Origin of the sequence: Shewanella sp. Shew256 (assembly GCF_002196695.1) — a bacterium.
In the GTDB taxonomy this organism is placed as follows: Bacteria; Pseudomonadota; Gammaproteobacteria; order Enterobacterales; family Shewanellaceae; genus Shewanella; species Shewanella mangrovisoli.
Genome location: NZ_NAJR01000005.1, coordinates 54,000 through 79,870, shown reverse-complemented (window position 1 = coordinate 79,870; position 25,871 = coordinate 54,000). Strand labels below are relative to the sequence as shown.

Annotated in this window: 22 protein-coding genes; 7 read left to right on the top strand and 15 right to left on the bottom strand. The window is 48.3% G+C overall.

Features of this window, described 5'->3' with window-relative positions; genetic code table 11:
* The first annotated feature begins 227 nt into the window (after window positions 1-227).
* Window positions 228-1,547 carry a Na+/H+ antiporter family protein gene (locus tag B5P39_RS10875; RefSeq protein ID WP_011717451.1) on the top strand — a complete coding sequence of 440 codons (1,320 nt, stop codon included), beginning with the start codon at window positions 228-230 and terminating at the stop codon, window positions 1,545-1,547.
* 83 nt (window positions 1,548-1,630) lie between these two features.
* Here the strand turns inward: B5P39_RS10875 and B5P39_RS10870 are convergent, their stop codons facing one another.
* Together B5P39_RS10870 and upp are read right to left on the bottom strand one after the other, a co-directional pair.
* Entirely contained in the window at window positions 1,631-3,037 is a 1,407-nt protein-coding gene (locus B5P39_RS10870) for a GGDEF domain-containing protein (RefSeq protein ID WP_176399921.1), read from the bottom strand.
* 204 nt (window positions 3,038-3,241) lie between these two features.
* Window positions 3,242-3,868, bottom strand: coding sequence for a uracil phosphoribosyltransferase (gene upp, locus B5P39_RS10865; protein WP_011072698.1), 627 nt, complete (start codon window positions 3,866-3,868; stop codon window positions 3,242-3,244).
* A 327-nt stretch (window positions 3,869-4,195) separates the two neighbouring features.
* On the opposite strand from upp, the gene purM reads away from it, so the two are divergent.
* From purM to asnB, 5 genes are all read left to right on the top strand, one after another.
* Window positions 4,196-5,233, top strand: coding sequence for a phosphoribosylformylglycinamidine cyclo-ligase (gene purM, locus B5P39_RS10860; RefSeq protein WP_088211530.1), 1,038 nt, complete (start codon window positions 4,196-4,198; stop codon window positions 5,231-5,233).
* Window positions 5,233-5,877 (top strand): phosphoribosylglycinamide formyltransferase, encoded by a 645-nt coding sequence (gene purN, locus B5P39_RS10855; protein WP_011623140.1) that lies wholly within the window; start codon window positions 5,233-5,235, stop codon window positions 5,875-5,877. Before purM ends, purN begins: the two co-directional genes overlap by 1 nt.
* Before the next feature lie 141 nt (window positions 5,878-6,018).
* On the top strand, window positions 6,019-6,765 hold the full coding sequence (locus B5P39_RS10850; protein WP_011626525.1) for an HAD-IIA family hydrolase: 747 nt from the start codon (window positions 6,019-6,021) through the stop codon (window positions 6,763-6,765).
* Between the two features lie 197 nt (window positions 6,766-6,962).
* Window positions 6,963-8,636, top strand: coding sequence for a M28 family metallopeptidase (locus tag B5P39_RS10845; RefSeq protein ID WP_088211529.1), 1,674 nt, complete (start codon window positions 6,963-6,965; stop codon window positions 8,634-8,636).
* Between the two features lie 473 nt (window positions 8,637-9,109).
* A complete protein-coding gene (gene asnB / locus B5P39_RS10840; protein WP_088211528.1) occupies window positions 9,110-10,774 on the top strand; it encodes an asparagine synthase B in 1,665 nt (554 codons plus the stop codon).
* A gap of 149 nt (window positions 10,775-10,923) precedes the next feature.
* Here the strand turns inward: asnB and B5P39_RS10835 are convergent, their stop codons facing one another.
* From B5P39_RS10835 to B5P39_RS10825, 3 genes are all read right to left on the bottom strand, one after another.
* The gene (locus tag B5P39_RS10835; protein ID WP_088211527.1) at window positions 10,924-11,931 is read right to left on the bottom strand and encodes a patatin-like phospholipase family protein; all 1,008 of its coding nucleotides are present in this window, start codon (window positions 11,929-11,931) and stop codon (window positions 10,924-10,926) included.
* A 277-nt stretch (window positions 11,932-12,208) separates the two neighbouring features.
* On the bottom strand, window positions 12,209-14,419 hold the full coding sequence (locus B5P39_RS10830; RefSeq protein ID WP_088211526.1) for a TonB-dependent siderophore receptor: 2,211 nt from the start codon (window positions 14,417-14,419) through the stop codon (window positions 12,209-12,211).
* A 308-nt stretch (window positions 14,420-14,727) separates the two neighbouring features.
* Window positions 14,728-16,518, bottom strand: a complete 1,791-nt coding sequence (locus tag B5P39_RS10825) for an acyl-CoA dehydrogenase C-terminal domain-containing protein (RefSeq protein WP_088211525.1) — start codon at window positions 16,516-16,518, stop codon at window positions 14,728-14,730.
* A 227-nt stretch (window positions 16,519-16,745) separates the two neighbouring features.
* Between B5P39_RS10825 and B5P39_RS10820 the strand changes: the two genes are divergently transcribed.
* Entirely contained in the window at window positions 16,746-17,594 is an 849-nt protein-coding gene (locus B5P39_RS10820; protein ID WP_088211524.1) for a D-hexose-6-phosphate mutarotase, read from the top strand.
* 101 nt (window positions 17,595-17,695) lie between these two features.
* Here B5P39_RS10820 and B5P39_RS10815 read toward each other — a convergent pair whose 3' ends face one another.
* The 10 genes from B5P39_RS10815 to rpmF all read right to left on the bottom strand — a co-directional run bounded on the left by B5P39_RS10815 (window position 17,696) and on the right by rpmF (window position 25,866).
* Window positions 17,696-18,571: an NAD(P)-dependent oxidoreductase gene (locus B5P39_RS10815; RefSeq protein WP_088211523.1), complete on the bottom strand. Its 876-nt coding sequence runs from the start codon at window positions 18,569-18,571 to the stop codon at window positions 17,696-17,698.
* A gap of 338 nt (window positions 18,572-18,909) precedes the next feature.
* A complete protein-coding gene (locus tag B5P39_RS10810) occupies window positions 18,910-19,389 on the bottom strand; it encodes an acyl-CoA thioesterase (protein WP_011623149.1) in 480 nt (159 codons plus the stop codon).
* 116 nt (window positions 19,390-19,505) lie between these two features.
* Window positions 19,506-19,874 (bottom strand): hypothetical protein, encoded by a 369-nt coding sequence (locus B5P39_RS10805; RefSeq protein WP_039978490.1) that lies wholly within the window; start codon window positions 19,872-19,874, stop codon window positions 19,506-19,508.
* 178 nt (window positions 19,875-20,052) lie between these two features.
* Window positions 20,053-21,291: a beta-ketoacyl-ACP synthase II gene (fabF, locus tag B5P39_RS10800; protein WP_039978489.1), complete on the bottom strand. Its 1,239-nt coding sequence runs from the start codon at window positions 21,289-21,291 to the stop codon at window positions 20,053-20,055.
* Between the two features lie 207 nt (window positions 21,292-21,498).
* Window positions 21,499-21,732 (bottom strand): acyl carrier protein, encoded by a 234-nt coding sequence (gene acpP / locus B5P39_RS10795; RefSeq protein ID WP_006081231.1) that lies wholly within the window; start codon window positions 21,730-21,732, stop codon window positions 21,499-21,501.
* 163 nt (window positions 21,733-21,895) lie between these two features.
* Complete coding sequence (fabG, locus tag B5P39_RS10790) at window positions 21,896-22,642, bottom strand: 3-oxoacyl-ACP reductase FabG (protein ID WP_011623152.1); 747 nt, start codon at window positions 22,640-22,642, stop codon at window positions 21,896-21,898.
* Window positions 22,643-22,651: 9 nt separating this feature from the next.
* Window positions 22,652-23,578, bottom strand: coding sequence for an ACP S-malonyltransferase (gene fabD / locus B5P39_RS10785; RefSeq protein WP_088211522.1), 927 nt, complete (start codon window positions 23,576-23,578; stop codon window positions 22,652-22,654).
* Window positions 23,579-23,682: 104 nt separating this feature from the next.
* Window positions 23,683-24,642, bottom strand: a complete 960-nt coding sequence (locus B5P39_RS10780) for a beta-ketoacyl-ACP synthase III (protein WP_086902619.1) — start codon at window positions 24,640-24,642, stop codon at window positions 23,683-23,685.
* Between the two features lie 9 nt (window positions 24,643-24,651).
* The gene (gene plsX / locus B5P39_RS10775) at window positions 24,652-25,680 is read right to left on the bottom strand and encodes a phosphate acyltransferase PlsX (protein ID WP_023267848.1); all 1,029 of its coding nucleotides are present in this window, start codon (window positions 25,678-25,680) and stop codon (window positions 24,652-24,654) included.
* Window positions 25,681-25,695: 15 nt separating this feature from the next.
* Window positions 25,696-25,866: a 50S ribosomal protein L32 gene (gene rpmF, locus B5P39_RS10770; RefSeq protein WP_011072715.1), complete on the bottom strand. Its 171-nt coding sequence runs from the start codon at window positions 25,864-25,866 to the stop codon at window positions 25,696-25,698.
* Window positions 25,867-25,871 lie beyond the last annotated feature (5 nt).

Here is a 25,871-nt window from a genome sequence, read left to right as displayed (position 1 = left end):
CTATTTAAGACCAATATCACATTTTTCAAGGGCATTTTGACACTACTGCTTAAGGATAGAGCAATCTGGGCGACTGGTAAGCGTACGAGAACACATTCGTCTAACAGTAAAAACCCACCCAATTCACATTTTCAGATATTTTTCAGATTAAGCCGCCGTAAACTGGACAGACACGGCCTTTGCAGTCAAAAATAGTCCCTTTGGTTTACAGAATTAAGATATTGTCTATGAATGCAGTCGTTATTGCAGTGTGTTTAATGTTAGCCCTCAGTTTGGCGAGGGTGAATGTGGTGATTGCACTCACTATCAGTGCCCTCGTTGCTGGTTTGGTCGGGGGAATGGATCTGCATCAAACGATTGATGCCTTCAATACGGGATTAGGTGGCGGCGCACAAATCGCTCTCAGTTATGCCTTACTCGGGGCGTTTGCTGTGGCACTCTCCCATTCGGGCTTAACGACACTGATCTCCAACTCCATCATTAAAAGCCTTGGCAAGGACCCCAATGCCACCAACACCAACTGGGTGCGCTGGTTATTGTTGTTATCCCTGCTTGCTATGTCGATGGCGTCGCAAAATATCCTGCCGATCCATATCGCCTTTATTCCGATACTCGTGCCGCCGCTGCTGCATGTGATGACCAAGCTGAATATCGACCGCCGTCTGGTCGCCTGCGTGCTGACCTTTGGCCTTGTGACCACCTACATGATTTTACCCGTGGGCTTTGGTGGGATTTTCTTGAATGATATTTTGCTCTCTAACCTGACGGGCAATGGATTGGTCGCCGTACGCGATCAAATTCCCCCTGCTATGCTGATCCCCGCCGCCGGTATGGTGGTTGGCTTGTTGATCGCAGTATTTTTCAGTTACCGCAAACCTAGGGTTTACGATGAAGCTAAGGTACTGACCGCCGAGCCTGAAGAAAGCCTCAATAAACGCAATATTGTTATCGCTGCGTTTGCGATTCTGGCGACCCTGTTTGTGCAACTTGAAACCGATTCGATGATCTTCGGCGCCTTAGTCGGCTTTATGATCTTCAGTTTTTCGGGCGCGCTCAAGCACGTTGCCGATCAAGATATTTTCACCCAAGGCGTGCGCATGATGGCCAATATCGGCTTTATCATGATCTCCGCCGCAGGTTTTGCTGCGGTAGTCAAAGAAACCGGCGAAGTCGGCACACTTGTCTCGTCATTGAGCTCATTGATTGGCGATAATAAAGCCCTCGCCGCCTTTTTGATGTTACTGGTCGGCCTTTTGATCACTATGGGCATTGGCTCGTCTTTCTCGACCATTCCGATTATCGCGACGATTTACGTGCCCTTAGCCTTAAGCTTTGGTTTTTCAGTGCCTGCAACTATCGCGTTAGTCGGCACCGCTGCGGCCTTGGGCGATGCTGGCTCACCAGCATCTGACTCAACATTGGGCCCGACCTCAGGTTTAAATGCCGATGGTCAGCACGACCATATTCGCGACAGCGTGATCCCAACCTTTATCCATTACAATATCCCTTTACTGGTCTTTGGTTGGATTGCCGCCATGGTGCTCTAAGGCTGATAGCAATAAAAAAGCGTGGCAAGACCACGCTTTTTTATGCCTAATTTTTAATGTCTAGCTAGCTCAATAAAAGGAACTTAGCGCAGACTATTATCGGATGCATGCCCTCCCTTTTTAGCCTTATCCACGTATAAAGCCTTATCCGCCGCCTGTAACACTGAGTCAAAGGATGGATAGCCGCTCGAATCGGCCACCCCGCACGATACCGTTAGCATGCTTAAGAACTGGCGCTGCTCAACATTCTCTTTAAGCTTATGAGCAAGTTGTAACGCTTTATCTTGGGAGCAATTACTGAGGATCACCACAAATTCGTCCCCACCAGTGCGGATGAACAAGTCATTCTCCCGAAATACCGCCCGCATGGCTTCAACAATTTGCAGAATTGCCATATCGCCCAGTTTATGTCCGTAGGTGTCATTGATGGTTTTGATTTTATCGCCATCGATACAGATCACCGCATACAGGCCCTCAGTCGCCGCCTTGAATGTCAGTGTCTCATAGACCTTCTTATTGTAGGTTTTAGTAAAAGGATCCTGCAGCATCGCCTCGCCGAATCGTTGACGTTCTACTCGCAGCTGTTTAAGGCGCATATACCTGAGTTGGAAGATAACAGTTAACACACACAACAAGAACCATAGAGGAACATACTGAACCACAAAGCGTAATACACTGACTTTGTAGGTTAATGTGGTGAGGTTATCCAAATGATTACTCATGGAATAAAACAAGAACTCGGGCGTAATACGCGTCCAGAGGCTGTCGCCAGTGATCACTATATCGGTGCCATAAGGGGTCATCACCGACTCATAGTCTTTACCCCGCATAAATCCCGATGCCATAAATGCCGTATCGGCAATCACATCCCCCCACATATGCGCAGGATCGTGGGAAGATGAAATCGGCGCCGCCATAGAGAAAATAACATTTCCTGTAATTTCATCGACGTAAGGAATCGATAACACGATACCGTCCGCCAAGGACTCCGCCGACGCGTCCTTACTGCAATAATGCAGCCGCTGACAGAACTCATTGGTCAAAATATGATCGTGAATTAATCGGTTTTTCACTTCTTCCGGAATTGGGGATGCCACATACAAGGCATTGCTTTTATATAAGCCGATATAGACAAAAGCCCCGCGAACCGCATTCTTGCGACTCGAGTAGAGGTAGTCAAAATAACGAATGATTTGCTCTTCTTCCGGCAGTAAATGGCTCCCTGGAGGCAATAATAAGCGGGATGGGTCGAGCTTAAAGGGCGCAAGCAGCGCGCTATCAAAATCAATAATATCGTGTAACGACAAGCCTTTTCCTAGCAGCTCCACATAACTTGGCACAGTATGTTTTGCCCTCAGGAAATGAACGAAGGCCTTATGTTCCTTATCAATTTTGAAGGGTAAGAGGATCAGCAGCAGGACAACAAATATCAATGTTGCCAGTGAACAGGATTGACGAACCAGTGCCCAACTGAGTTTTGTACTAATCATAATCCCTGCGATCATCTTACTTAAAATGAATTGAATATAACGAACATTTGTATTGTTCAAGTATTAAATTGAAATAAATCTTATTGTTAACTCTAGTTCAAGCACTGGGAAGGGGCGATGAATATTGTATTGCGAACGCCAAAAACAAAAAGGGAGCCTAAGCTCCCCCTATCGAATCTTAATGACGGCTAAGTCATCTCGTTTTTATTTAGTACCGAAGATTTTATCACCGGCATCGCCTAAACCAGGCAGAATGTAGCCCTTCTCGTTTAAGCATCTGTCGATAGCGGCGGTATACAGCTCTACATCTGGGTGAGCTGCTTCAAGGGCTTTAATCCCTTCAGGCGCGGCAACTAACACTAAGGCTTTAATCGACGTACAACCGCGTTTTTTCAGCAGATCGATCGTCGCAATCATAGAGCCGCCGGTTGCCAGCATAGGGTCAACAATCAGCGCGATACGCTCATTCATATCGCTGGCCAGCTTTTCAAAATATGGCACTGGCTCTAAGGTTTCTTCGTCGCGGTAAATACCCACAACCGAAATACGCGCACTCGGAATATGCTCAAGCACACCGTCCATCATGCCTAAACCCGCACGCAGGATTGGCACAACAGTCACTTTTTTGCCCTTGATCTGATCCACATCCACTGGACCATTCCAGCCTTCAATCGTAACAGTTTCGGTTTCGAAATCTGCGGTAGCTTCATAGGTTAACAAGCTGCCCACTTCGGCGGCTAGCTCACGGAAACGTTTAGTGCTAATGTCACCTTCACGCATCAGGCCGATTTTGTGACGCACTAACGGGTGTTTAACCTCGACAACTTTCATTTTTCTCTCCTACTGTTGTTCGCGAAATATCTTAGGCAAATTTTTCAGATTTTAGATGATTTGTTTATTGGGTAAAACATAAAGTTTTGCCATTCGAGCTAATCGTGAGCAATATCCCAAGAATTATTGCCTATCGCTTAAGATACGCCCATTCATCTACTATTTTATGACCAATCGCAGGATAGAAAATGTGAAATATCCCCCTGTGAAGCTAAAAATACTCCCCGCAAGTCGATAAATCCAAATCATGGCTTTCGACCCCTAGCACAAGCTGGTAGAATACCGCCGCATAAAAATCCAATAACGATGTACCCGAGAGGATCCTCCGTGAGCACTCCTACCCCACTGAGCTATAAAGACGCTGGCGTTGATATTGATGCTGGTAATGCACTGGTAAGTAACATTAAAGCGGCTGTTAAACGTACCCGTCGTCCAGAGGTAATGGGCAACTTAGGTGGTTTTGGCGCATTGTGTGAATTACCCACTAAATACAAGCAACCTGTTTTAGTGTCAGGCACCGACGGTGTTGGTACTAAATTGCGTTTAGCTATCGATTACAAAAAACACGACACAGTCGGTATCGACTTAGTGGCCATGTGTGTGAACGACTTGATCGTTCAAGGCGCTGAGCCATTGTTTTTCCTCGATTACTACGCAACAGGCAAGCTCGATGTAGAAACAGCAACCTCTGTTGTTAACGGCATCGGCGAAGGTTGTTTCCAATCTGGTTGTGCGTTAATCGGCGGCGAAACCGCTGAAATGCCAGGCATGTATGAAGGCGAAGATTACGACCTCGCAGGTTTCTGTGTGGGCGTGGTTGAAAAGGCCGACATCATTGACGGGAGTAAAGTGGCTGCGGGTGACGCCTTAATCGCCTTAGCCTCAAGCGGTCCTCATTCAAATGGCTATTCATTAGTTCGTAAAGTATTAGAAGTCAGCCACGCGGATCCTCAACAGGACCTCAATGGCAAGCCATTGATCCAACATCTGTTAGAACCAACCAAAATTTACGTTAAATCATTGCTCAAGCTGATCGAAGCATCGGACGTGCACGCAATGGCGCACATCACTGGCGGCGGTTTCTGGGAAAACATCCCCCGCGTTCTGCCTGAAAACTGCAAAGCCGTTATCCAAGGTGATTCATGGCAATGGCCTGTCGTTTTCAATTGGTTAATGGAAAACGGTAACATTGCAGAATATGAAATGTACCGCACCTTTAACTGTGGTGTCGGCATGATCGTTGCGCTGCCAGCCGATAAAGTTGATGCCGCACTGGCACTGCTCGCCGCCGAAGGCGAACAAGCTTGGCTAATCGGTGCTATCGCTGCTCGCGAAGGCAATGAAGAGCAAGTGGAGATCCTGTAATGCCCCAAAGCTGTCGTGTAGTTGTATTAATTTCCGGAAATGGCAGTAACCTGCAAGCCGTTATCGACGGTTGTGACGATAATCTGCAGGCCGAAGTTGTCGGAGTGATCAGTAATAAACCCGATGCCTACGGTTTAATTCGCGCCCATCATAGTGAAATTGATACCAGCTGCGTGATTGCTCATTCAGGTGAATCTCGCTCTGATTACGATGCACGGTTAATGGCAACGATTGAAAAGTACCAACCCGATTTGATCGTGTTGGCTGGATTTATGCGTATTCTTACCAACGATTTTGTGAATCGTTACTTAGGACGCATGATCAATATCCACCCTTCATTGCTGCCTAAATATACCGGATTAAACACCCACCAGCGCGCCATTGATGCAAAAGACACTGAACATGGCGCCAGTGTGCATTTTGTCACCCCAGAGCTGGATGCAGGCCCAGTGATTTTACAGGCAAAAGTCCCTGTTTATGAGGATGATACCGCTGAGATGCTCGCCGCTCGTGTCCATGAGCAAGAGCATGCGATTTATCCTTTAGTGGTGAAATGGTTCAGCCATCAGCGCCTCAAGATGCAGGACGGCCAAGCCTATCTCGATGGCACCTTAATCGGACCTAACGGCTACGCCCCCGATTAAACATTGCCTCGCGAAAAAAAAAGAGACCTTAAGGGTCTCTTTTTTTTCGTCTTGTCATACAAAATCATTGTTTTCTCGCCTAATGTGGCATTAGATAAGCTAACGAAAAGTGATTTTGTTCGGCATACAAGAGACTATTAGATGAAAAATATTATCTGCGATATCGATGGTGTACTCCTGCACGACAATAAACTGATCCCCGGCAGTGATAAATTTATCCACCGCGTTCTCGACCAAGGCAATCCCCTCGTTATTCTGACCAATTACCCAGTACAAACGGGTAAAGATCTGCAAAACCGCCTCAGCGCCGCCGGGATAGACGTACCAGAAGAATGTTTTTACACCTCGGCCATGGCCACCGCCGACTTTTTAAAGCATCAGGAAGGCAGTAAAGCCTTTGTGATTGGCGAAGGCGCCCTCACCCATGAGCTCTACAAGGCTGGCTTTACCATTACTGACATTAATCCCGACTTCGTGATTGTCGGTGAAACCCGCTCCTATAACTGGGATATGATCCATAAGGCCGCTGGATTCGTCGCCCGCGGCGCCCGTTTTATCGCCACCAATCCCGACACTCACGGCCCCGCTTACAGTCCGGCCTGCGGCGCACTGTGTTCACCGATAGAGCGGATTACTGGCAAAAAGCCCTTTTATGTGGGCAAGCCCAGCTCGTGGATTATCCGCTCGGCGCTCAACCATATCGACGGCCATTCCGAAAATACCGTGATCATTGGCGACAATATGCGCACCGATATTCTTGCGGGGTTTCAAGCGGGGCTTGAGACCATCCTGGTCACCAGCGGCGTGAGCAAGCTTGAAGATATCGATAAAGAGCCTTTCCGCCCCAATCATGTATTCGCCTGCGCCGGCGATATTGATGTAGTTTAATCCTTAAATCGCCCGATTCTCAGCACCTTAGCGTGCTGAGAACCACAACAGACTCGATACGGTAAAGCAACATTAAGTAACATTTTTCCCCTTAGCTCTCCCTTGTCCCCCATAAGCGCTTGCTTCATGATAAGGCGCGACATACCCCTTTGATATATGCGTGAAATACGCCCTAAAAACAACAGTAGGATTAACCTATGCGACGTTTGTATCCTGTCTGCGCGCTAGCCATGCTCAGCGCCTGCAGCCCTAATTCGGCCCAGCCCGATGCCAACAGCAGTGCAGCCCTGAAACCCGTGCAAATGAATGAAGCACGCTTTAGAGACGATATTAAAAACCTTTCCTCCGATGAATTTGAAGGCCGCGCCCCCACCACCCACGGTGAAAAGCTCACCTTAGACTATCTGTCAAAAGCCTTTGCCGAGATGGGACTCAAAGGCGCCTATCAAGGCAGCTTTTTACAGCCTGTACCTATGGTGAGTTATACCGCCGACGAGGCGCAGCAAATCAGCTTGGCAGGATTGCCGTTAACCTTTCGCAAAGATATCGTCTTAAATAGTCGCCACGATAACGGCGGCGTGAATATCGAGAACGCGCCCTTAGTGTTTGTTGGCTATGGTGTGAATGCGCCCGAATATGGCTGGAACGATTACCAAGATGTGGATATGAAAGGGAAAATTGCGGTGATCCTTGTGAACGATCCCGGTTTTGCCCGCCCTGACTCAGGTAAGTTTAACGGTAAAGCCATGACCTACTATGGTCGCTGGAGTTACAAATTTGAGGAAGCGAGCCGCCAAGGCGCGCTCGGTGCATTGATCATTCACGATACTGAGCCTGCGTCCTATCCTTGGTCCGTGGTTGAAAATAGCTGGACTGGCGCGCAGCAAGATTTAGTCCTCAGCAAAGCCGAGCAAGACAGCCGCGTGCAAGTCGAAGGCTGGTTAACCTTAGATGCTGCTACACAATTATTTGAAAAAGCGGGTTTATCCCTACCAACGCTGATGGCGCGCGCCGCCGATAGTCCGATTAACTTACCCCTTGAGCAAACGGCCAACATCGCCTTTAAAAACAAAGCCGAATACGCCAACAGCTATAACGTTGTCGCCACCCTTCCCGGCACTCAGCAAGCCGATGAGCAAATCCTGTTTACGGGCCACTGGGACCACATTGGCAAAGATGACAGTAAAGAAGGCGATAAAATTTACAACGGTGCCATGGATAACGCATCGGGCATTGCGGGCATTTTAGAAATCGCCAGACAACTGGCCGATAACGCCAAACAGGGCCACGGCTTAGCTCGCTCGGTGACCTTTATCGCGACGACGGGTGAAGAGCAAGGTTTACTCGGATCACGCTATTACGCTGCCAACCCTATCTACCCCATTGATAAAACAGTGGCGGTACTCAACTTAGATAGCACCAATATCTATGGAAAAACCAAGGACTTCACTATCGTCGGTAAAGGTAAGTCCGAGCTTGAAAACTACTTAGTCGATGCCGCCAAACAGCAAAACCGTATTGCTTTAGGTGAAAAGAATCCTGCATCGGGCGGTTTCTTCCGCTCTGATCACTTCAGCTTTGCCAAACTTGGCGTGCCTGCGGTCTTTGCCGGTGGCGGAAGCGACCCCATAGATGCCGCAACAGCAAGCTATAAGACTCAGATGCAGGCGACCATGAAGGGCTGCTACCACAATGTCTGCGACGAATACCATGAAGACTGGGATCTGAGTGGTGCGATTCAAGATCTTGAAGTTTACTATCAAGTGACTCGCAGCTTAGGTAACAGCCAAGATTGGCCTGGCTATTATCAAGGCACTGAGTTTAACAGCCTGCGTCCTGCCAAAACGGAACTTGCCACGGCCGCAAAGTAAGCACTTGAAAACGATTCCTCGCTGAAAAATCCCATAAGGCACCTTGAGAGGTGCCTTATTATTTTATGAGCCGCCCCGCCCCACTTTAGACTCATAGTTTGACCTTGACTGTAGCAACACGCGCAATTACCGACGACAAACTGGTTATTAAATCAGCAATATTTGCGCTTGGATCACTATCTTGCTCACATTTATGATGATTTTTCCAAAAACGGATTTTCTTGAGTCAACATTACGCATTTGCCAATATCCCGCTTTGCAACCAACGAACAAAAACACTTTATTCATAAAAATACGAAATAAATTAAATAAAAACCAATCAAAAGCATTTTAAAGATAAAATAAACTCATCAAAAACACCTAAAACCGAACGAATCATCAAAAATAATATTTGGCAAAATCCCAAATCGCTGGCACATTGATACTCAATTGAGACATCCTCAAATGAAATACAGCGGTTTAGGAGTTGCATTATGTGTTCGATTTTTTCAATTTTAGATATTCAATCCGATGCGAAAGAGCTGCGCCAAGTGGCACTGGAAATGTCCAAACTGATGCGCCATCGCGGCCCCGATTGGTCAGGCATTTACGCCAGCGATAAAGCGATTTTGGCCCATGAGCGCTTGGCGATTGTCGATATTGAACACGGTGCGCAGCCACTGTTAACCGAAGACGGCAGCCTTATCCTTGCGGTCAACGGTGAGATCTACAACCATAAAGAACTCAAAGCCCAACTCGGCGATAAATACAGTTATCAAACCAACTCTGACTGCGAAGTGATCTTGGCGCTATATCAGGAATATGGCACTGAATTTCTTGATAAATTAAACGGTATTTTCGCCTTCGTACTCTACGATAAAGCCAAAGACGCCTACCTTATTGGCCGCGATCATATGGGCATCATCCCACTGTACACTGGGCGTGATGCGGCGGGTAACTTCTACGTTGCCTCCGAAATGAAGGCGCTGATGCCCGTCTGTAAAACTGTGGCCGAATTCCAGCCAGGGCAATATCTGTACTCAACCACAGGTGAGCCAGTGCAATACTACACTCGCGATTGGCAGAGCTTTGATGCGGTGAAAGATAACGGCGCCAGCCAAGAAGAATTACGTGATGCCCTCGAAGCCGCAGTTAAGCGCCAATTGATGTCCGACGTGCCCTACGGCGTGTTGTTATCTGGCGGTTTAGATTCATCGGTGATCTCGGCGATTACCCAAACCTTTGCCAAGCGCCGTATCGAAGATGACGATCAAAGTGGCGCTTGGTGGCCACAGCTACACTCCTTTGCCGTGGGTTTAAAGGGCGCACCCGATTTAGCCGCCGCTAAAAAGGTTGCCGATGCGATTGGTACCATTCACCACGAGATCAACTTTACCTTCCAAGAGGGTTTAGATGCGATTAAAGAGGTCATCTACCACCTAGAAACCTATGATGTGACCACCATTCGTGCCGCGACACCTATGTACCTGATGGCGCGTAAAATCAAGGCGATGGGGATCAAAATGGTGTTATCGGGTGAAGGTGCCGATGAACTCTTTGGCGGTTACTTGTACTTCCATAAGGCACCAAACGCGCAGGCCTTCCATGAGGAACTCGTGCGTAAACTGGATAAACTGCATCTGTTCGATTGCCTGCGCGCCAACAAAGCCATGGCGGCGTGGGGACTCGAAGCCCGCGTACCTTTCCTCGATAAGGAATTTATGGATGTGGCGATGCGTATCAACCCTGAGGCAAAAATGTCTAAGGATGGCCGGATTGAGAAACACATTCTGCGCCAAGCCTTTGAGCATAAATTGCCAAAAGAAGTCGCTTGGCGTCAAAAGGAGCAATTCAGCGATGGCGTGGGTTACTCTTGGATCGATGGTTTAAAGGCCCATGCCGCAGAGCAAGTAGACGACTTGCAACTAGCCAATGCGAAGTTCCGCTTCCCGTACAACACGCCAGAAACCAAGGAAGCCTATTTCTACCGTTGCTTCTTTGAGGAACATTATCCCTTAGCTAGCGCGGCCGAAACCGTGCCCGGTGGCAAGTCAGTCGCCTGCTCTACTCCAGAAGCACTGGCATGGGATGAAAGCTTACGTGGCATTATCGACCCATCGGGCCGTGCCGTACGCTCAGTGCATGCTGCCAGTTATTAATCGCTAACGCATGTCATCAAGATAAAAGCCACCCTTAGGTGGCTTTTATCTTTAACTATCTAACTCTTTAAGACTTGGATTTAGCTTGACCACATGGCGCCAAACATAAATGCTGCTTTGAAATATCACCTTGAGATCGAACAAATAACCTAGGCCGATATCGCCAACGGTGCAACGGGCGTCGCATCGTTAGCCTTGGCAATTTGCCAAGAAGACGTTGCAAGAAACGCCTTCCCCGCCTTTATCCCTTGCTGGTAATCAATGCGTAAATCCGCATCTGTGCTGCCTAACAGCTTGCTCTGTAATGGCGCCTTCGCAAATATCTGCACAATTTCAACATCATCGGGAGGATTGGCAATAAAATCTAACTCGGCTTGATAGGCCTCTTCATGCTGCACTAGGTAATCAATGGTCTTAGGGCAAAAACCAGAGACACAGATCCACGATTTAAGCTTATGTACCCAAGCCGATTGAGCTTGAAAGTCCTCATTGACCGTCCTGACCACCACAATTTTGCGGGCACCCCGTTTATACGCCTCACGCACGGGCAGCGGGGCCGCTAAGCCGCCATCTAGGTAAAAGTCTTGCTCGGGCTCGAGTGTCGCATCGCTATGATTAGCAGATCCAATCCCTAACCAAGGCGTTAACTTCACCCCCTGTTTATATAAAAAAGGCAAGGCGCTAGAGGCTTTGAGTAGTTCACGCCAGTGCTCATGACTGGTTGGACTCAAGAAATACCCTTGGCGGTCAGAGACTCGCGTGGTGGTGATAAGGAGTTCTCGGCCATTGAGGGATTGACTCGCCGCAGCTAGATCCAGCTTAAAACTGCCACGCTGAGTCTGCTCGAAATACCAGTCGAGATCGATCACATTGGCACCAATCAAACCACGCCCTAACTGATAAAAGCGTTTATGCCGTGTTAGCCCTCGGATGAGTTTTTTGGCGTAACCCTTTTGTCTGGCTAAAAAACTGGTCAAGTTTTGTGAGCCTGCTGAGGTACCAATCAATAAATCGAAGGGGTCGAATTCCGCCTCGAGCCAAGCATCGAGTACGCCTGCGGTAAAAATGCCGCGCTGGCCACCGCCTTCTGCAATTAACGCTACTTTCGGCGCGGTAACAGATTGAGAGGCAGAAGATAAATGGCTAATCGGCGGCATAACTGACCTTATCGCAACAAAGACGCAATGGAGAATAGATAAGCTCAGTCTAAACAAAGATTGTCACAGTCAAAAACGGATAGAATCTATCGTTGTAATCGATAAATAAAATATGAGAAGCGTTTCATGCGGATCATGGCATGGTTAGCAGCAATGCTAAAACACGCATGCACATTAAAAGGCATAACGGAATTTATATTTATATACAATCTGTTGCACAATCAATCTATGCCCGCGAATCATCACGCGGGCATAGATTATAGTTGGAAGCTTTACCCTAGAACTTATGGGTCAACTCCAAGGTGACATTGCGTGGCTCACCGGGGAAATGGCCATTGCGCTCACTAAATCCGCTAACGGCATATTCCTTGTCGAAGATATTCTTCAGATTTACGCGCACTTGGGTTTGATCCCATTGGGTTGTCCAGCTCATATCAAACACTGTATGGGGTTTCACCGTTTGACCATTGAGGCTAAATTGCTCGCCCACATAGTCCATCCCAAAAGCAATGGCCGAATCAATCGCTTGAATATCGTAACGCGTCCATAAACCTGCTTGATGACGCGGCGCATTGGCAAAGTGTTTGCCGTCGCCAAAGGTGTTGGTCAAACTGTCGTTGGTCACGCCTTTAATCACTTCGGTATCGTTATAGGCATAGTTGGCCGTCACGGTAAGGTTATCAGTGAGATCCCCCACCAGCGTCCATTCCACCCCTTGGCTGCGTACTTCACCTAAATTAACCAAGTTAGGAATACCATCGTCATCCCCGGTATCTAAAGGGTTTGCCTGAGCAACATTTTGTTTTTCAATGCGATAAAGTGCAAGCGTGGTCATAAACTGGCCATCGAGCCACTCGTTTTTCATCCCAAGCTCTATTTGATTACCAGTTTCGGGATCGAGTGCGCCGTCACTTTTAATGCTCTCTTGATCCGACAATGATGCCGGATTAAAGCTCTCTGAGTAGTTCAAATAGAAAGACATAGATTCGATTGGACGATAATTCAGCCCAGCCCTTGGGGTAATAGCATTATCGCTAAAGGAGAATCCGGTCTTTTTATCGTAATCATCAAACTGGCTAAAGCGTAGACCCGCAATTAAAGACCACTGCTCGTTGAAATGCAGATGTTCTTGCAGATATAGGCCAAAACGGTTGGAGCGAGTACCGTCGGTATCCATGTCTTTTAATTGGTAAGCACTCGGATTAGTTTCTCCGTAATTCAGCTCAAAGATATTGAGATTACCCACGCCTTCCTTGCTGGTCGCCAACTTGTAATGGTATTCGGTTTCGACATAGTGATAATCTCCACCAAACAGGAACTCATGCTCAAAACCTAAGGCATTAAAACGATAGACAAAATCATTGGTTAAACTGATTTCGTCATTGGCACGGGATTGGACACGATATTCACGTTTGATGGTGCCATCTGCGCTGTTTGCCTTACCATCACCGTTCACATCGACCCAACCACGGGATTCGTGATATTGCTGATCGGATTCATTATTCAGATAACGAATTTGAGTTTTTACCGAAAAATCATCACTAAATTGATGATCGAGAATCGCTTGCAGCACCGAGGCATCCATTTTCTGGAAGTCGCTTTTCTCGTTGGCATTGTAGGAAGGGTCAACGAGGAAATTCCCCGCATCATCCACGGGTACACCACGTAACCGATTACCGCCCAAATCCTGTCTTATCAGATCGAATGTGGTGGTCAGCTTAGTATCGTCACTGATTTCATACAGTAAGCCACCAGTCACTTCGGCGTTTAAACTATCGGCATTGTTACGAAAGCTATCTTCCTGTTGATAATAGCCTCCCAATCGATAGGCTAAATCCTCGGTTAAGCCGCCGGTGAAATCCAGCGAGCCGCCCATCATGTCGTAGCTGCCCGTGCTTAGGGTGAGATCTTTACGCTCGACAAAGGTCGGTTTTTTCGTCACATAGTTAATCATGCCGCCGGGTTCGCCACCGCCATAGAGAGCCGATGCAGGGCCTTTTAATACCTCAACCCGCTGCACGTTGAACAGTTGTGGCACCGAGAATCCCGAATACGGGTCGCCACGCACGCCATCGTAAAACACGTTGGCATCGTCGCGAAAGCCACGAAAGGTCACGCCGGAATAGCTAAATTCACTGACACCCGCAATGGAGCGGTATAAGTCAGTAATATTACGGGCGGCTTGATCGTCAATCAGTTGCTCGGTCAGCACTTGTACTGACTGCGGCAGCTCCATCACATTGATTGCCGTTTTAGTGCCAATTTCCGTCTCTTTATCGACATACATTTGCATGGCGCGACCACGCACGACAATTCGCTCTGGCGCCTTAGTCTCGGCTTGTACTTCGGCCTGCGAGCTTGATTGCGTAGCGGCTTGTGCCGTTGAAGCACTTTCTTGCTCGGGTTGACCCGCGTTAGGCGCAGCCGCAAAGACCAAATGCGGCATCAGGGCAAGCGTTAGTATTGAATAGGCAAAACGTGATTTCACAAAGTCCCCCAACCTTGAGCAAACCTGTGGTTTACCCATGTCATCTAAAATGTGCCGTCATTATAAAGTTTGATTATTAGATGACAATAATTCTCATTTAAATTTACATCGGTCGGGGTTTGTAACAATTGTAAAGAGAGTCCACTCTTTATGTATGGATATAGCTGCATGGCTCTTAGTGCATAGTTCTTAGTATCTGGATCTTAGTGCATCGCTCTTACTGAATGGCGCTGAATGAAAGCCATCTTAATAAAAAAGCCAGCATCACGCTGCTGGCTTTGACTAGTTGTAACACTTTGAAGGTAAACTTAAAAAATCGCCTCATCGAGCGTGGTTAACATCTCACTCGCCTGCTCCAACTGTTTACGCAGACTGCGGCTCTGCACGGCCCAATACGCCATATAAAAGTCCGCCGTTTTCAGTTTAGCTTGGTAAAAGTCGGCATCTTGCGTGCCATTTTCGAGCGCTGTCAGGGCAATCTTCGCCATACGCGCCCACATCCAGGCAAGGGCAGTAATGCCAAATAACTCGAGATACGCCATCGATGCCGCGCCAATAATGTCGGGATTGCTGGCTGCATGGGTCGCTAAATAACCGCTCGCCTTTTGTAAATCGGTGGCGCAATCCATTAGCCCGCTGATATAGGGCTGCATTTGCGGATCTTTGCCCTGTGATTGAATAAACTCAGTCACTAACGCAGACCATTGCTGCATGGCAGCGCCGCGATCGCTCAGCAGCTTACGCCCAACTAAATCGAGCGCCTGAATGCCATTAGTGCCTTCATAAATCAAAGCGATGCGGCTATCACGCACAAACTGCTCCATACCCCACTCGTGGATATAGCCATGGCCGCCAAACACTTGCTGGGCATCCACACAGGCATTAAAGCCACGATTTGTGATAAAGCCTTTCACCACAGGTGTAAATAACGCCGCTAACTGGGCGGCCACTTTAGCCTTGGCAGGATCGCTATGGCGCTCTGCCTCATCGAGCCACAGCGCCTGCTGACCAACGAGTGCCCGAGCACCTTCATTAAAGGCTTTTTGCGATAACAACATTCGACGCACATCACCGTGAACCAAAATCGGATCGGCGGCTTTTTCGGGCGCTTTAGCCCCACTGATGGCGCGGCTCTGCAATCTGTCTTTGGCGTAGGCCAAGGCATTTTGATAGGCGATTTCGGACACGCCTAATCCCTGCATCCCGACACCAAGGCGTGCTTGGTTCATCATGGTAAACATGGCGCGCAGCCCTTGATGGGGTTCGCCGACTAACTCACCGAGTGCCCCCTCGAATACCATCACGCAGGTTGAATTACCATGGATCCCCATTTTGTGCTCGAGGCCGCTGGCATAGAGGCTGTTCGCCTCACCTAAACTGCCATCACTGTTCACCAACACTTTGGGCACGGAAAACAGCGAAATCCCCTTCACACCTTCGGGGGCATCGGGTAAGCGAGCTAGCACCAAGTGCACTATGTTATCGGTAAATTGATGGTCGCCCGAGGAGATAAAAATCTTCTCGCCAGTGATGGCAAAGTAGCCGTCCGCCGCGGGAACGGCCTTAGTACGCAGCAGTGCTAAGTCAGTTCCTGCATGGGATTCGGTTAGGTTCATGGTGCCAGTCCATTCACCACTCACTAATTTGGCTAAATACTTTTGTTTCAGCGCCTCACTGCCGTGGGCATGAATGGCCGCATAGGCGCCATGGGTAAGGCCGGGATACATGGCAAAGGCCATGTTGGTCGAGGTTTGCATCTCGGTGGCGAAAATACCGACCACTTCGGGTAACCCTTGGCCGCCATAGGCGGGATCGCAGGTCAGTGTTGGCCAGCCATTGTCGACAAACTGCTGATAGGCGTCGGCAAAACCTTCGGGGGTAACCACTTTGCCATCCACGAGTTTGCAGCCCTGCACGTCCCCTACGCTATTTAACGGCAACATCACCTCAGTACTAAAATCCGCCATACCTTGTAGGATGGCATCGACCAGATCAGGGTCGATTTCATCGAAGCCTTTAAGAGCATCTTGCTGATAAATATGCAACATTTCATCGAGGATAAATTGATAGTCACGTAGTGGTGCTTGATAGACTGGCATAATCGCTTCCCTTTCTTGTTTTATGGCAATGAACTAAGTGCTCTGACCACTTTAGCTAAATCTGTTGAAAAAGGAAGCATCTGGACCTTGGCACAATGACTTTTGTTTACACAATCGAACAGCGAAACCGTAAATTGATCGCAACAAAGGCTTATGCTCAAGTGCAAAAGTTTGTAAGCTAAGTGTCTGTATTGCTGATACGTCATCAGGTTGAGGATATTGTTACTATGGGTTCTGTTACCACCAAAAAACACGCAAATGGGCTCGATTATGTCGAAGTGAACACTGCGTTATGCCAAGCAAGGATTTTTTTACAGGGCGCGCAAATCGATCATTTTCAACCCGTAGGTAAGCCGCCCTTGTTATGGGTGTCTTCGGCGGATGACTATCAACCCGGTAATGGGATCCGTGGTGGCGTGCCCGTCTGCTGGCCTTGGTTTGGCATGAGCAATCAAGCTAATTTTCCACAACATGGTTTTGCCCGTACCCGAATTTGGACACTCGAGTCAGTTGAGATGCGTAATCAATTGGTGGATTTACGTTTCAGCTTAACGATCGGCGAAGAAGATAAAATCTTTTGGCCGCACCATACCCAAGTCAACGTCCTCTTTACCTTAGGTGAAACCTTGAGTATCAGCTTAGTTAACACTAACCTCGGCGATGTGCCCGTTACGCTCACCCAAGCACTACACAGCTATTTTCCAATTGAAGATATCCACCAGCTTAAAGCGACTGGTTTTAGCGGTGCTCAATATATTGAGTTTGCCGAAGGGCCTTACCCACAAACGACGGACGACGTGCTATTCGACCGAGAAACCGACCGCGTTTACACCAACCTAGGCCCAGTACAACACTTACATACGCCCCAAGGTGTGATTGAGGTGAGCCGCGAAAATAGCCGCTCTGCCGTGCTGTGGAACCCTTGGATTGAAAAATCGACTCGCCTTGCCCGCTTTAATGACGATGACTATCTGACCATGGTGTGTTTAGAAGCCGCCAATGTGCTTGAAGATAAATTAACGCTGGCTCCCGGCGAGAGTCACAGTTTAGTAACCCATATTCGTTGGGCAGACTAATCCGTCTTTGTCGATATCCCATCAATGTAAAAAGCCCAGTGCATGACTGGGCTTTTTAATGCCATCAAATTCACGATGGCCATCAGTTTGGCAATCACCGCCTACTTAGTGTTTTTCTCAAAACGCGCTAACAAGCTTGAGGTGTCCCAACGATTACCGCCCATGGCTTGAACTTCAGAATAAAACTGATCCACTAATGCGGTTAAGGGTAAGTGCGAGCCATTGCGGCGAGCTTCTTCTAGGGCAATGCCTAAATCCTTACGCATCCAATCGACGGCAAAACCAAAATCATAGCTTTGGCCCCACATGGTTTTGTAGCGATTTTCCATCTGCCAGCTTTGCGCCGCGCCTTTACTGATCACTTCAACCACTTTTTCACCGTCAAGACCTGCCTTACGGGCAAATTGCAGGGCTTCGGCAAGGCCTTGTACCACACCTGCGATACAAATTTGGTTAACCATCTTAGTGAGTTGACCTGCTCCTACCTCACCTAAACGCTCGGCGCAGCGCGCAAACGCCTCCATAACGGGCTTAACACGCTCGAACACGGCTTGATCGCCCCCGACCATCACGGTCAGCACGCCATTTTCGGCGCCAGCTTGGCCCCCCGATACAGGCGCATCGAGAAAATCGATGCCTTTTTCGGCCAGCACTTTATGTAATTCACGGGCCACATCGGCAGAAGCAGTCGTATGGTCAATCAGTACAGTACCTTGAGCCATACCATGGATCACGCCATCATTGCCTAATACCACTTCACGCAAGTCGTTATCGTTGCCTACGCAGGTAAACACAATCTCTTGGCCGATAGCCGCCTCTTTGGGCGTTGGGCAACAACGACCGCCGTAGTTCTCAACCCAAGTTTGTGCCTTGGCAAAAGTGCGGTTATACACAGTAACCTCATGGCCCTTGTTGAGTAAGTGTCTTGCCATGGGGTAACCCATTACGCCTAAACCAATAAATGCGACTTTTGCCATGAGGAATTCCTTTGATTGATAAACAAGGTGAAACGTTTTACACCACACATTTTACTGCGTTCATTAACACCGCTAGATTGACAATACTGAATTGACAAAATGGACTAACGACACGCAGAACGCGCGCTTATGTTACTCCGAGAAAGACCCGACCTAAACTAAAAAAATGCGAGCAAGTGTTTCAACTTACAGGGTCAATCGGCAGCAAAACGCTGGCGGCAGTGTAGCACTCGCTTAGGCAAGCGTCAGAGTAAAAATGCCCTCGGCAGCAAACGCAGTGTTCGACAGAAACAACAAAGGCGCACACCGGCGCCTTGGTTTTATTTCACAAGCCTAAATCACTTTTGCACGTGGGCTTCCATTTCGGCGCCAATTTTCTTGCGCATCTCCATTAAACGCAGCGCAGAATCACGCAGGTGAATATCATGCTCAGTCTGCGGAACCCATTCAGGCACAGGTGTCGGTTGTCCGTTTTCATCCACGGCCACCATGATAACGATACAGTGAGTCGTGAGATGGCGCTCAGAGACCTTAGGATCCCCTGCCCGCACATCAATACCGATATGCATCGAGGTCTTGCCAGTATAAATCACCTTGGCACTGACTTCGACAATATTGCCCACGAGGATCGGCTGTACAAATCGAATTCCCCCCGCATAGGCGGTAATGCAATATTTACCACTCCAACCTGCGGCGCAGGCATAGGCTGCAAGGTCAATCCATTTCATCACAGCGCCGCCGTGAACCTTACCACCAAAATTCACATCCGCAGGCTCAGACAAAAATCTCAGGGTAATTTGTCTATCGATACCAGCCATATAACCTCAACTTATTCAGCCTCTGTGGCTCAATGATTTTGCAATAAGTTGAGTTTACGATAGAAATGCGCAATAGCGTAAAGATAAATGCGATTGTCCCTGTGAAGAGAACCGATTTAGCCAAAGTAGCTTATCAGCCCGCAGGAGAGCAATAATCCTGGTAATGCTAGGCGATACAACCACAGCTGTAATTGACTGCTAACAAAGCGAGTGCCTTTACCATAAGTGTAAATACCCAACCCCGCCAAAAACAGCCCAATCACTTCAAATCCCGATGACATATGATTGCTGCCACCGACACTGATGGCAGTCACCAACAACGCAAACCACACCAGCACATATGCGGCAATGGCAAAGGTGAAGGTCTTCATGCCGATATCCATATTGGGATGCCAAACTTTAGATTCACCACGGATAAGTTCGGTCAAATTTGCGGTTACGGCGCCAACGATTGGCACAAGCGGGATCACCAGAGGGTTTAACATGACAAGCTTCCTTTTAAGCGGTATATGCCTGTCATTATCGGCGGCAAGCTGGATTAAACAAGCTTGATGAACAAAGGTTAACTATTTGGATATCAGCACGTTAGAAAGTGATACTCGGCACAATTCGAGCATAAAAAAATGCGCCAATAGGCGCATTTCTTATCGAGCTAACCGCTGTTTAAACTTTCTTGAACAGCAATGAGCCGTTAGTGCCACCAAATCCGAAGGAGTTACATAGAGCGTACTCTAACTTCACATCGCGTGCGGTGTGCGCCACGAAGTCTAAATCACAGCCTTCGTCAGGATTATCCAAGTTGATGGTCGGTGGTACAGCTTGATCGCGCAGTGCAAGCAGGGTGAAAATCGCTTCTACTGCACCCGCAGCGCCCAGCAAGTGACCCGTCATAGACTTAGTCGAGCTGACCAGCAGATTGTAGGCATGATCGCCAAACACAGATTTCACCGCGGCCGCTTCGGCTTTATCGCCCGCAGGGGTTGAAGTGCCGTGGGCATTGATATAGCCAATTTTCTCAAATGGCAGCTTGGCATCATTCACCGCATTGACCATAGCCGCAGCAGCGCCCGCACCATCGCTTGGTGGCGATGTCATGTGGAACGCATCACCGCTCATACCAAAGCCGACGAGTTCACCGTAAATGGTCGCGCCGCGCGCCTTAGCGTGCTCGTATTCTTCCATCACCATCACACCCGCGCCATCGCCGATGACAAAACCATCACGGTCTTTATCCCATGGACGGCTGGCTGCGGTTGGGTCATCGTTACGGGTCGACAGCGCTTTGGCCGCACCAAAACCACCCACGCCTAATGGACAAGTGACATCTTCGGCGCCGCCAGCAACCATCACGTCGGCGTCGCCATAGGCGATGGTGCGCGCCGCAAAACCGATGTTGTGCACACCAGTTGTACAAGCAGTCGTAACGGCAAAGTTAGGGCCTGTCATGCCGTACATAATCGATAAATGGCCAGCAATCATATTGATGATGGTGCTTGGCACGAAGAAAGGCGAAATCTTACGGGGGCCACCGCTTAATAGCGCGCTGTGGTTTTGTTCGATTAACCACATACCGCCCATGCCCGCACCGATAGCAGTACCGACACGGCCAGGATTTACTTTGCTCATATCCAGACCTGAGTCTTGGATAGCTTGGATGCCAGCAGCCATACCATACTGAATAAAGAGGTCCATTTTACGGGCGTCTTTCTTGGTTAAGTACTGCTCAACATCAAAATCTTTTACAGAACCACTGAAACGAGTGGTGAATTCGCTGGCATCAAATTTGGTTATAGGTGCAATACCACTCTTACCCGAAAGCAGCGCCTTCCAAGTAGTATCGACAGTATTACCCACGGGAGTTACTAACCCTAAACCGGTTACCACTACACGACGTTTAGACACGGCAGTCACCTTTTAATGCTAAATAGATAAGGTTATGACAGATAACGGTGTTTCTATCATAAAGAGTCTTCGCCAATCTGCGGCGAGCATCTCATGGACAAATGCAACACAGCTTCCAGAGACGATTGAATGGCACTATTGCAGAATTGGGCGGGGCTAAAACAAAAACAGGCGGCATATTTGCCGCCTGTTCTCTAGAATTCAGAATTACTGATTCTTAGAAACGTAATCGATCGCTGCTTGAACAGTAGTGATCTTTTCAGCTTCTTCATCAGGGATCTCGGTATCAAACTCTTCTTCCAGAGCCATAACCAACTCAACAGTGTCCAGAGAATCTGCACCCAGATCGTCAACGAAAGATGCCGCTGGTTTAACGTCTTCTTCTTTAACGCCCAGTTGCTCTACAATGATTTTCTTTACACGTTCTTCGATGTTGCTCATTAGTTTTCTTTCCTATTCAAATTACGCACTTGCGTAAGATTGCGAGTAGTTTATTAGATTTGGCTGACAATGCAAGCTTAGTTTTCGTGGTCTAACCACGAAATTTAGCGACCAATTGATACAGATCACTACTCAGTTGCGACAGTATCCCTGCCATCCGCCCTTAAACCATGTACATTCCGCCATTCACATGCAAGGTCTCGCCTGTGATATAAGCGGCAGAATCCGACGCCAAGAAGAGTACGGCATTAGCAATCTCTTGCGCTTGCCCTAATCGTTCCATCGGAACCTGAGACATGATAGCTTTTTGCTGATCTTCGGTCAGCTCATCAGTCATATCGGTCTGGATAAATCCAGGAGCGATAGCATTAACTGTAATTTGACGAGATGCAACCTCTCTTGCAAGAGATTTTGTAAATCCGATCAAACCAGCCTTTGCAGCCGAGTAGTTAACTTGACCTGCATTGCCCATAGTGCCTACCACTGAACCAATATTGATGATCCGGCCGAAGCGCTTTTTCATCATGGTACGCATCACAGGTTTTGATAGTCTGAACAATGATGTCAGGTTGGTATCGATGATATCGTTCCATTCATCATCTTTCATTCGCATCAGCAAGTTATCACGGGTGATACCCGCGTTGTTGACTAGAATATCAACATCACCCGCTTTTTCTTTGATCGAATCGAATAAATCGGTGACGGATTGACTATCGGTAACATTAAGCACTAAACCAAAACCTTTGTCACCCAGATATTCTTGAATTGCTGCGGCGCCCTTCTCACTTGTGGCAGTTCCTACCACAATCGCACCGGCTTCGACTAAGGTTTCGGCAATCGCGCGGCCAATACCACGGCTCGCGCCTGTCACTAAGGCAACTTTGCCCGCTAAACTCAGATTGATACTCATACAAACTCCTTATTCAGTTAACGCGGCAAGGGATGCAACGTCATTAACTGCTTGGGCAGAAAGAGATTTATTAATGCGTTTTGCAAGGCCTGTCAATACTTTACCTGGGCCACACTCAACTAACTGGGTAATGCCTTTTTCGGCCATTAATTCAACGGTTTCGCTCCAGCGCACTGGGCAATAAAGTTGACGAACCAGCGCATCTTTAATGTCGGCAACCGCAGTGGGTGATGCCACATCTACGTTATTGATAACTGTGATGCTTGGCGTATTAAACTGCAAATCGTTCAACGCAAGGGCTAATTTATCAGCGGCAGGTTTCATTAATGCGCAGTGTGATGGCACGCTGACAGGTAAGGCAACCGCCATTTTGGCGCCCGCCGCTTTACAGGCCGCAGCTGCACGTTCAACCGCCTCTTTTTGACCGGCGATAACCACTTGGCCAGGGCTGTTGAAGTTAACAGGGCTCACCACTTCGCCTTGGGCAGCTTCAATACACGCATTAGCAATGCCGTCATTATCCAGACCGATAATCGCGTACATGGCGCCAGTACCCGCTGGCACGGCTTGCTGCATCAGTTGACCACGTAGCTCAACCAGTTTGATCGCATCTTTAAAGTCGATGACACCAGCACAAACTAATGCAGAATATTCACCCAAGCTGTGGCCCGCTAACATCGCAGGCATGGCCTTGCCAGAAGCAACATAGGCGCGCCAAATGGCCACACTTGCCGCTAATAAAGCAGGCTGAGTTTTATCGGTTTCATTTAAGGTTTCAACGGGGCCGTCTTGCACTAAAGCCCACAGATCATACCCTAACACCTCACTCGCTTCGGCAAAGGTTTGTCCCACAATCGGCTGTGCACCAGCCAGCTCGGCTAGCATGCCTAGGGCCTGTGAACCTTGGCCTGGGAATACAAAAGCTACATTTTCCATATCAAATTACCTATGGCGAACTTAATTTATTGAACACTAAACCGTTATCTTGGACAGCAAACCAAGATAACGATAGTTAGGAATTTAGTCGTATCCAGATACGGTTAAAAACGGACGAGCGCACTGCCCCACGCAAAACCGGCACCGAAGGCTTCGAGCAGCAATAGCTGACCACGTTGGATCCGGCCATCACGCACGGCTTCGTCTAAGGCAATCGGTACCGACGCCGCCGAGGTATTACCGTGTTTGGCAAGGGTTAACACCACTTTATCTAAGCTCATGTCTAGCTTTTTTGCCGTAGCATTAATAATGCGGAAGTTAGCCTGATGGGGAACCAACCAGTCGATTTCCGACTTGTCGATATTATTCAGGCGTAATGTTTCAGTGACTACATGGGATAACTGAGTCACCGCCACTTTAAAGACGTCATTGCCTTTCATGGTCATAAAACCAACTGCTTCAGAAGTTTCCCCCTGACGAGGTGGGAAGGCGCATTTAAGCAAGTCACCTTGACGACCATCGGCATAAATATGGGTTGAAATAATCCCTGGCTCATCGGAAGCGCCGATAACCGCCGCCCCTGCACCATCACCAAATAGGATAATAGTAGTGCGGTCTTCTGGCTCACACAGACGGGATAATACGTCTGCGCCAATCACGAGGACTTTTTTCGCGGTACCATTTTTAACGAATTGGTCCGCCACGGATAAGGCATACACAAAACCTGAACAAGCCGCCGCAATATCAAAGGCTGGGATGGTATGTACGCCGAGCATGGCTTGAATTTCGCAGGCCGCCGCAGGGAACGCATTTGCCGCACTGGTGGTGCCACAAATGATCATATCTAACTCTGATGCTTCTATGCCGGCCATCTCGAGCGCATTTAATGCCGCCTGATAGCCCATAGTTGAGACAGTTTCGTCTTGCGCCGCTATGCGACGCTCTGAAATACCTGTACGTTCAACAATCCATTGGTCACTGGTTTCCACCATTTTTTCCAAATCTTGATTGCTACGCACCTGCACTGGCAGATAACTACCAGTTCCGAGAATTTTTGTATGCATAAGGAGGAATCAGTTATTTATATCTAAAAGAATCGACTCCAAACGATCTTTTATCATTTCGGGGAGTCGACGTTGCGCTTCAGTCACTGCCAAACTAATTGCTTGTAAATAGGCAGTTTCATCCGCATTTCCATGGCTCTTTACAACTATGCCGCGCAATCCTATCAGACTTGCACCATTATAGTGGTCGGGGTTCATCTGGCTGAGGACCGCCTGAATGCGTGGGGCGATGAGTTTTGCCAAAAAACGCACGAAGAAACCTTGGGTTAGGCCACGTTTTAACTGATGAACCAATAACTTGGCAATGCCTTCAGAGGTTTTGAGCGTGATGTTACCCACAAAACCATCACAAACGATCACATCCACATTGCCCGAATAGATTTCATCACCTTCGATAAAGCCGGTGTAATTAATCTGATCGGTGTTTTGCAGTATTTGCGCCGCCTGTTGAACCTGATCGTTGCCTTTGATTTCTTCTGTGCCCACATTAAGGAGTGCAACTTTAGGGCGGGATTTTTTATCCACCGCCTCGCACAACACAGAGCCCATCACGGCAAATTGGAAAAGCGTTTCTGAATCGCAGGAGATATTGGCACCTAAGTCCAATAAATAAACTGGCTTTTGCGTGACCGAGGGTAAACAACTGACCAACGCGGGTCTGTCTACACCGGGCAAGGTCTTCAATAGCACCTTGGCCATGGCCATCAAGGCACCAGTATTACCCGCACTCACACACGCCGCAGCGCGTCCATCTCGCACCAGTTCAATCGATAAGCGCATCGAACTATTCTTGCGGGTACGTAAAGCGTGCACGGGTCTATCGGACATACTCACCACTTCATCGGTGTGAATGACTTCAATACGTGAGAGTAACGGTTGTTCTGCTTGACGCAGATAGACATCAATTTCAGTCTTATCGCCGACTAAAATGATTTTAAGGGAAGAGTGAGATTTTAGTGCCCGCAAGGCTGCAGGCACCGTGACGTGGGGGCCATGATCGCCACCCATCGCATCTAACGCGAGCGTCAGACTCGTCATTAGGAAACCAACAAATTACTTGTTGATTACCTTTTTACCGCGATAGAAACCATCAGCAGTCACGTTGTGACGCATATGGACTTCACCGCTGGTAGCGTCAACAGACAGCTGAGCAGTGCTCAGTGCGTCATGTGAACGGCGCATACCGCGCTTAGAACGAGATTTTTTATTCTGTTGTACAGCCATTGGCC

What these genes read in the sequence shown, in the direction of transcription:
- B5P39_RS10875 (WP_011717451.1), top strand. Translation starts at nt 228, where the DNA reads ATGAATGCAGTCGTTATTGCAGTGTGTTTAATGTTAGCCCTCAGTTTG.
- fabD (WP_088211522.1), bottom strand. Translation starts at nt 23,578, where the DNA reads ATGGAAAATGTAGCTTTTGTATTCCCAGGCCAAGGTTCACAGGCCCTA.
- acpP (WP_006081231.1), bottom strand. Translation starts at nt 21,732, where the DNA reads ATGAGCAACATCGAAGAACGTGTAAAGAAAATCATTGTAGAGCAACTG.
- B5P39_RS10845 (WP_088211529.1), top strand. Translation starts at nt 6,963, where the DNA reads ATGCGACGTTTGTATCCTGTCTGCGCGCTAGCCATGCTCAGCGCCTGC.
- B5P39_RS10815 (WP_088211523.1), bottom strand. Translation starts at nt 18,571, where the DNA reads ATGGCAAAAGTCGCATTTATTGGTTTAGGCGTAATGGGTTACCCCATG.
- B5P39_RS10870 (WP_176399921.1), bottom strand. Translation starts at nt 3,037, where the DNA reads ATGATTAGTACAAAACTCAGTTGGGCACTGGTTCGTCAATCCTGTTCA.
- B5P39_RS10810 (WP_011623149.1), bottom strand. Translation starts at nt 19,389, where the DNA reads ATGGCTGGTATCGATAGACAAATTACCCTGAGATTTTTGTCTGAGCCT.
- plsX (WP_023267848.1), bottom strand. Translation starts at nt 25,680, where the DNA reads ATGACGAGTCTGACGCTCGCGTTAGATGCGATGGGTGGCGATCATGGC.
- fabG (WP_011623152.1), bottom strand. Translation starts at nt 22,642, where the DNA reads ATGAGTATCAATCTGAGTTTAGCGGGCAAAGTTGCCTTAGTGACAGGC.
- B5P39_RS10850 (WP_011626525.1), top strand. Translation starts at nt 6,019, where the DNA reads ATGAAAAATATTATCTGCGATATCGATGGTGTACTCCTGCACGACAAT.
- upp (WP_011072698.1), bottom strand. Translation starts at nt 3,868, where the DNA reads ATGAAAGTTGTCGAGGTTAAACACCCGTTAGTGCGTCACAAAATCGGC.
- B5P39_RS10820 (WP_088211524.1), top strand. Translation starts at nt 16,746, where the DNA reads ATGGGTTCTGTTACCACCAAAAAACACGCAAATGGGCTCGATTATGTC.
- rpmF (WP_011072715.1), bottom strand. Translation starts at nt 25,866, where the DNA reads ATGGCTGTACAACAGAATAAAAAATCTCGTTCTAAGCGCGGTATGCGC.
- B5P39_RS10835 (WP_088211527.1), bottom strand. Translation starts at nt 11,931, where the DNA reads ATGCCGCCGATTAGCCATTTATCTTCTGCCTCTCAATCTGTTACCGCG.
- B5P39_RS10825 (WP_088211525.1), bottom strand. Translation starts at nt 16,518, where the DNA reads ATGCCAGTCTATCAAGCACCACTACGTGACTATCAATTTATCCTCGAT.
- B5P39_RS10780 (WP_086902619.1), bottom strand. Translation starts at nt 24,642, where the DNA reads ATGCATACAAAAATTCTCGGAACTGGTAGTTATCTGCCAGTGCAGGTG.
- B5P39_RS10805 (WP_039978490.1), bottom strand. Translation starts at nt 19,874, where the DNA reads ATGTTAAACCCTCTGGTGATCCCGCTTGTGCCAATCGTTGGCGCCGTA.
- asnB (WP_088211528.1), top strand. Translation starts at nt 9,110, where the DNA reads ATGTGTTCGATTTTTTCAATTTTAGATATTCAATCCGATGCGAAAGAG.
- purN (WP_011623140.1), top strand. Translation starts at nt 5,233, where the DNA reads ATGCCCCAAAGCTGTCGTGTAGTTGTATTAATTTCCGGAAATGGCAGT.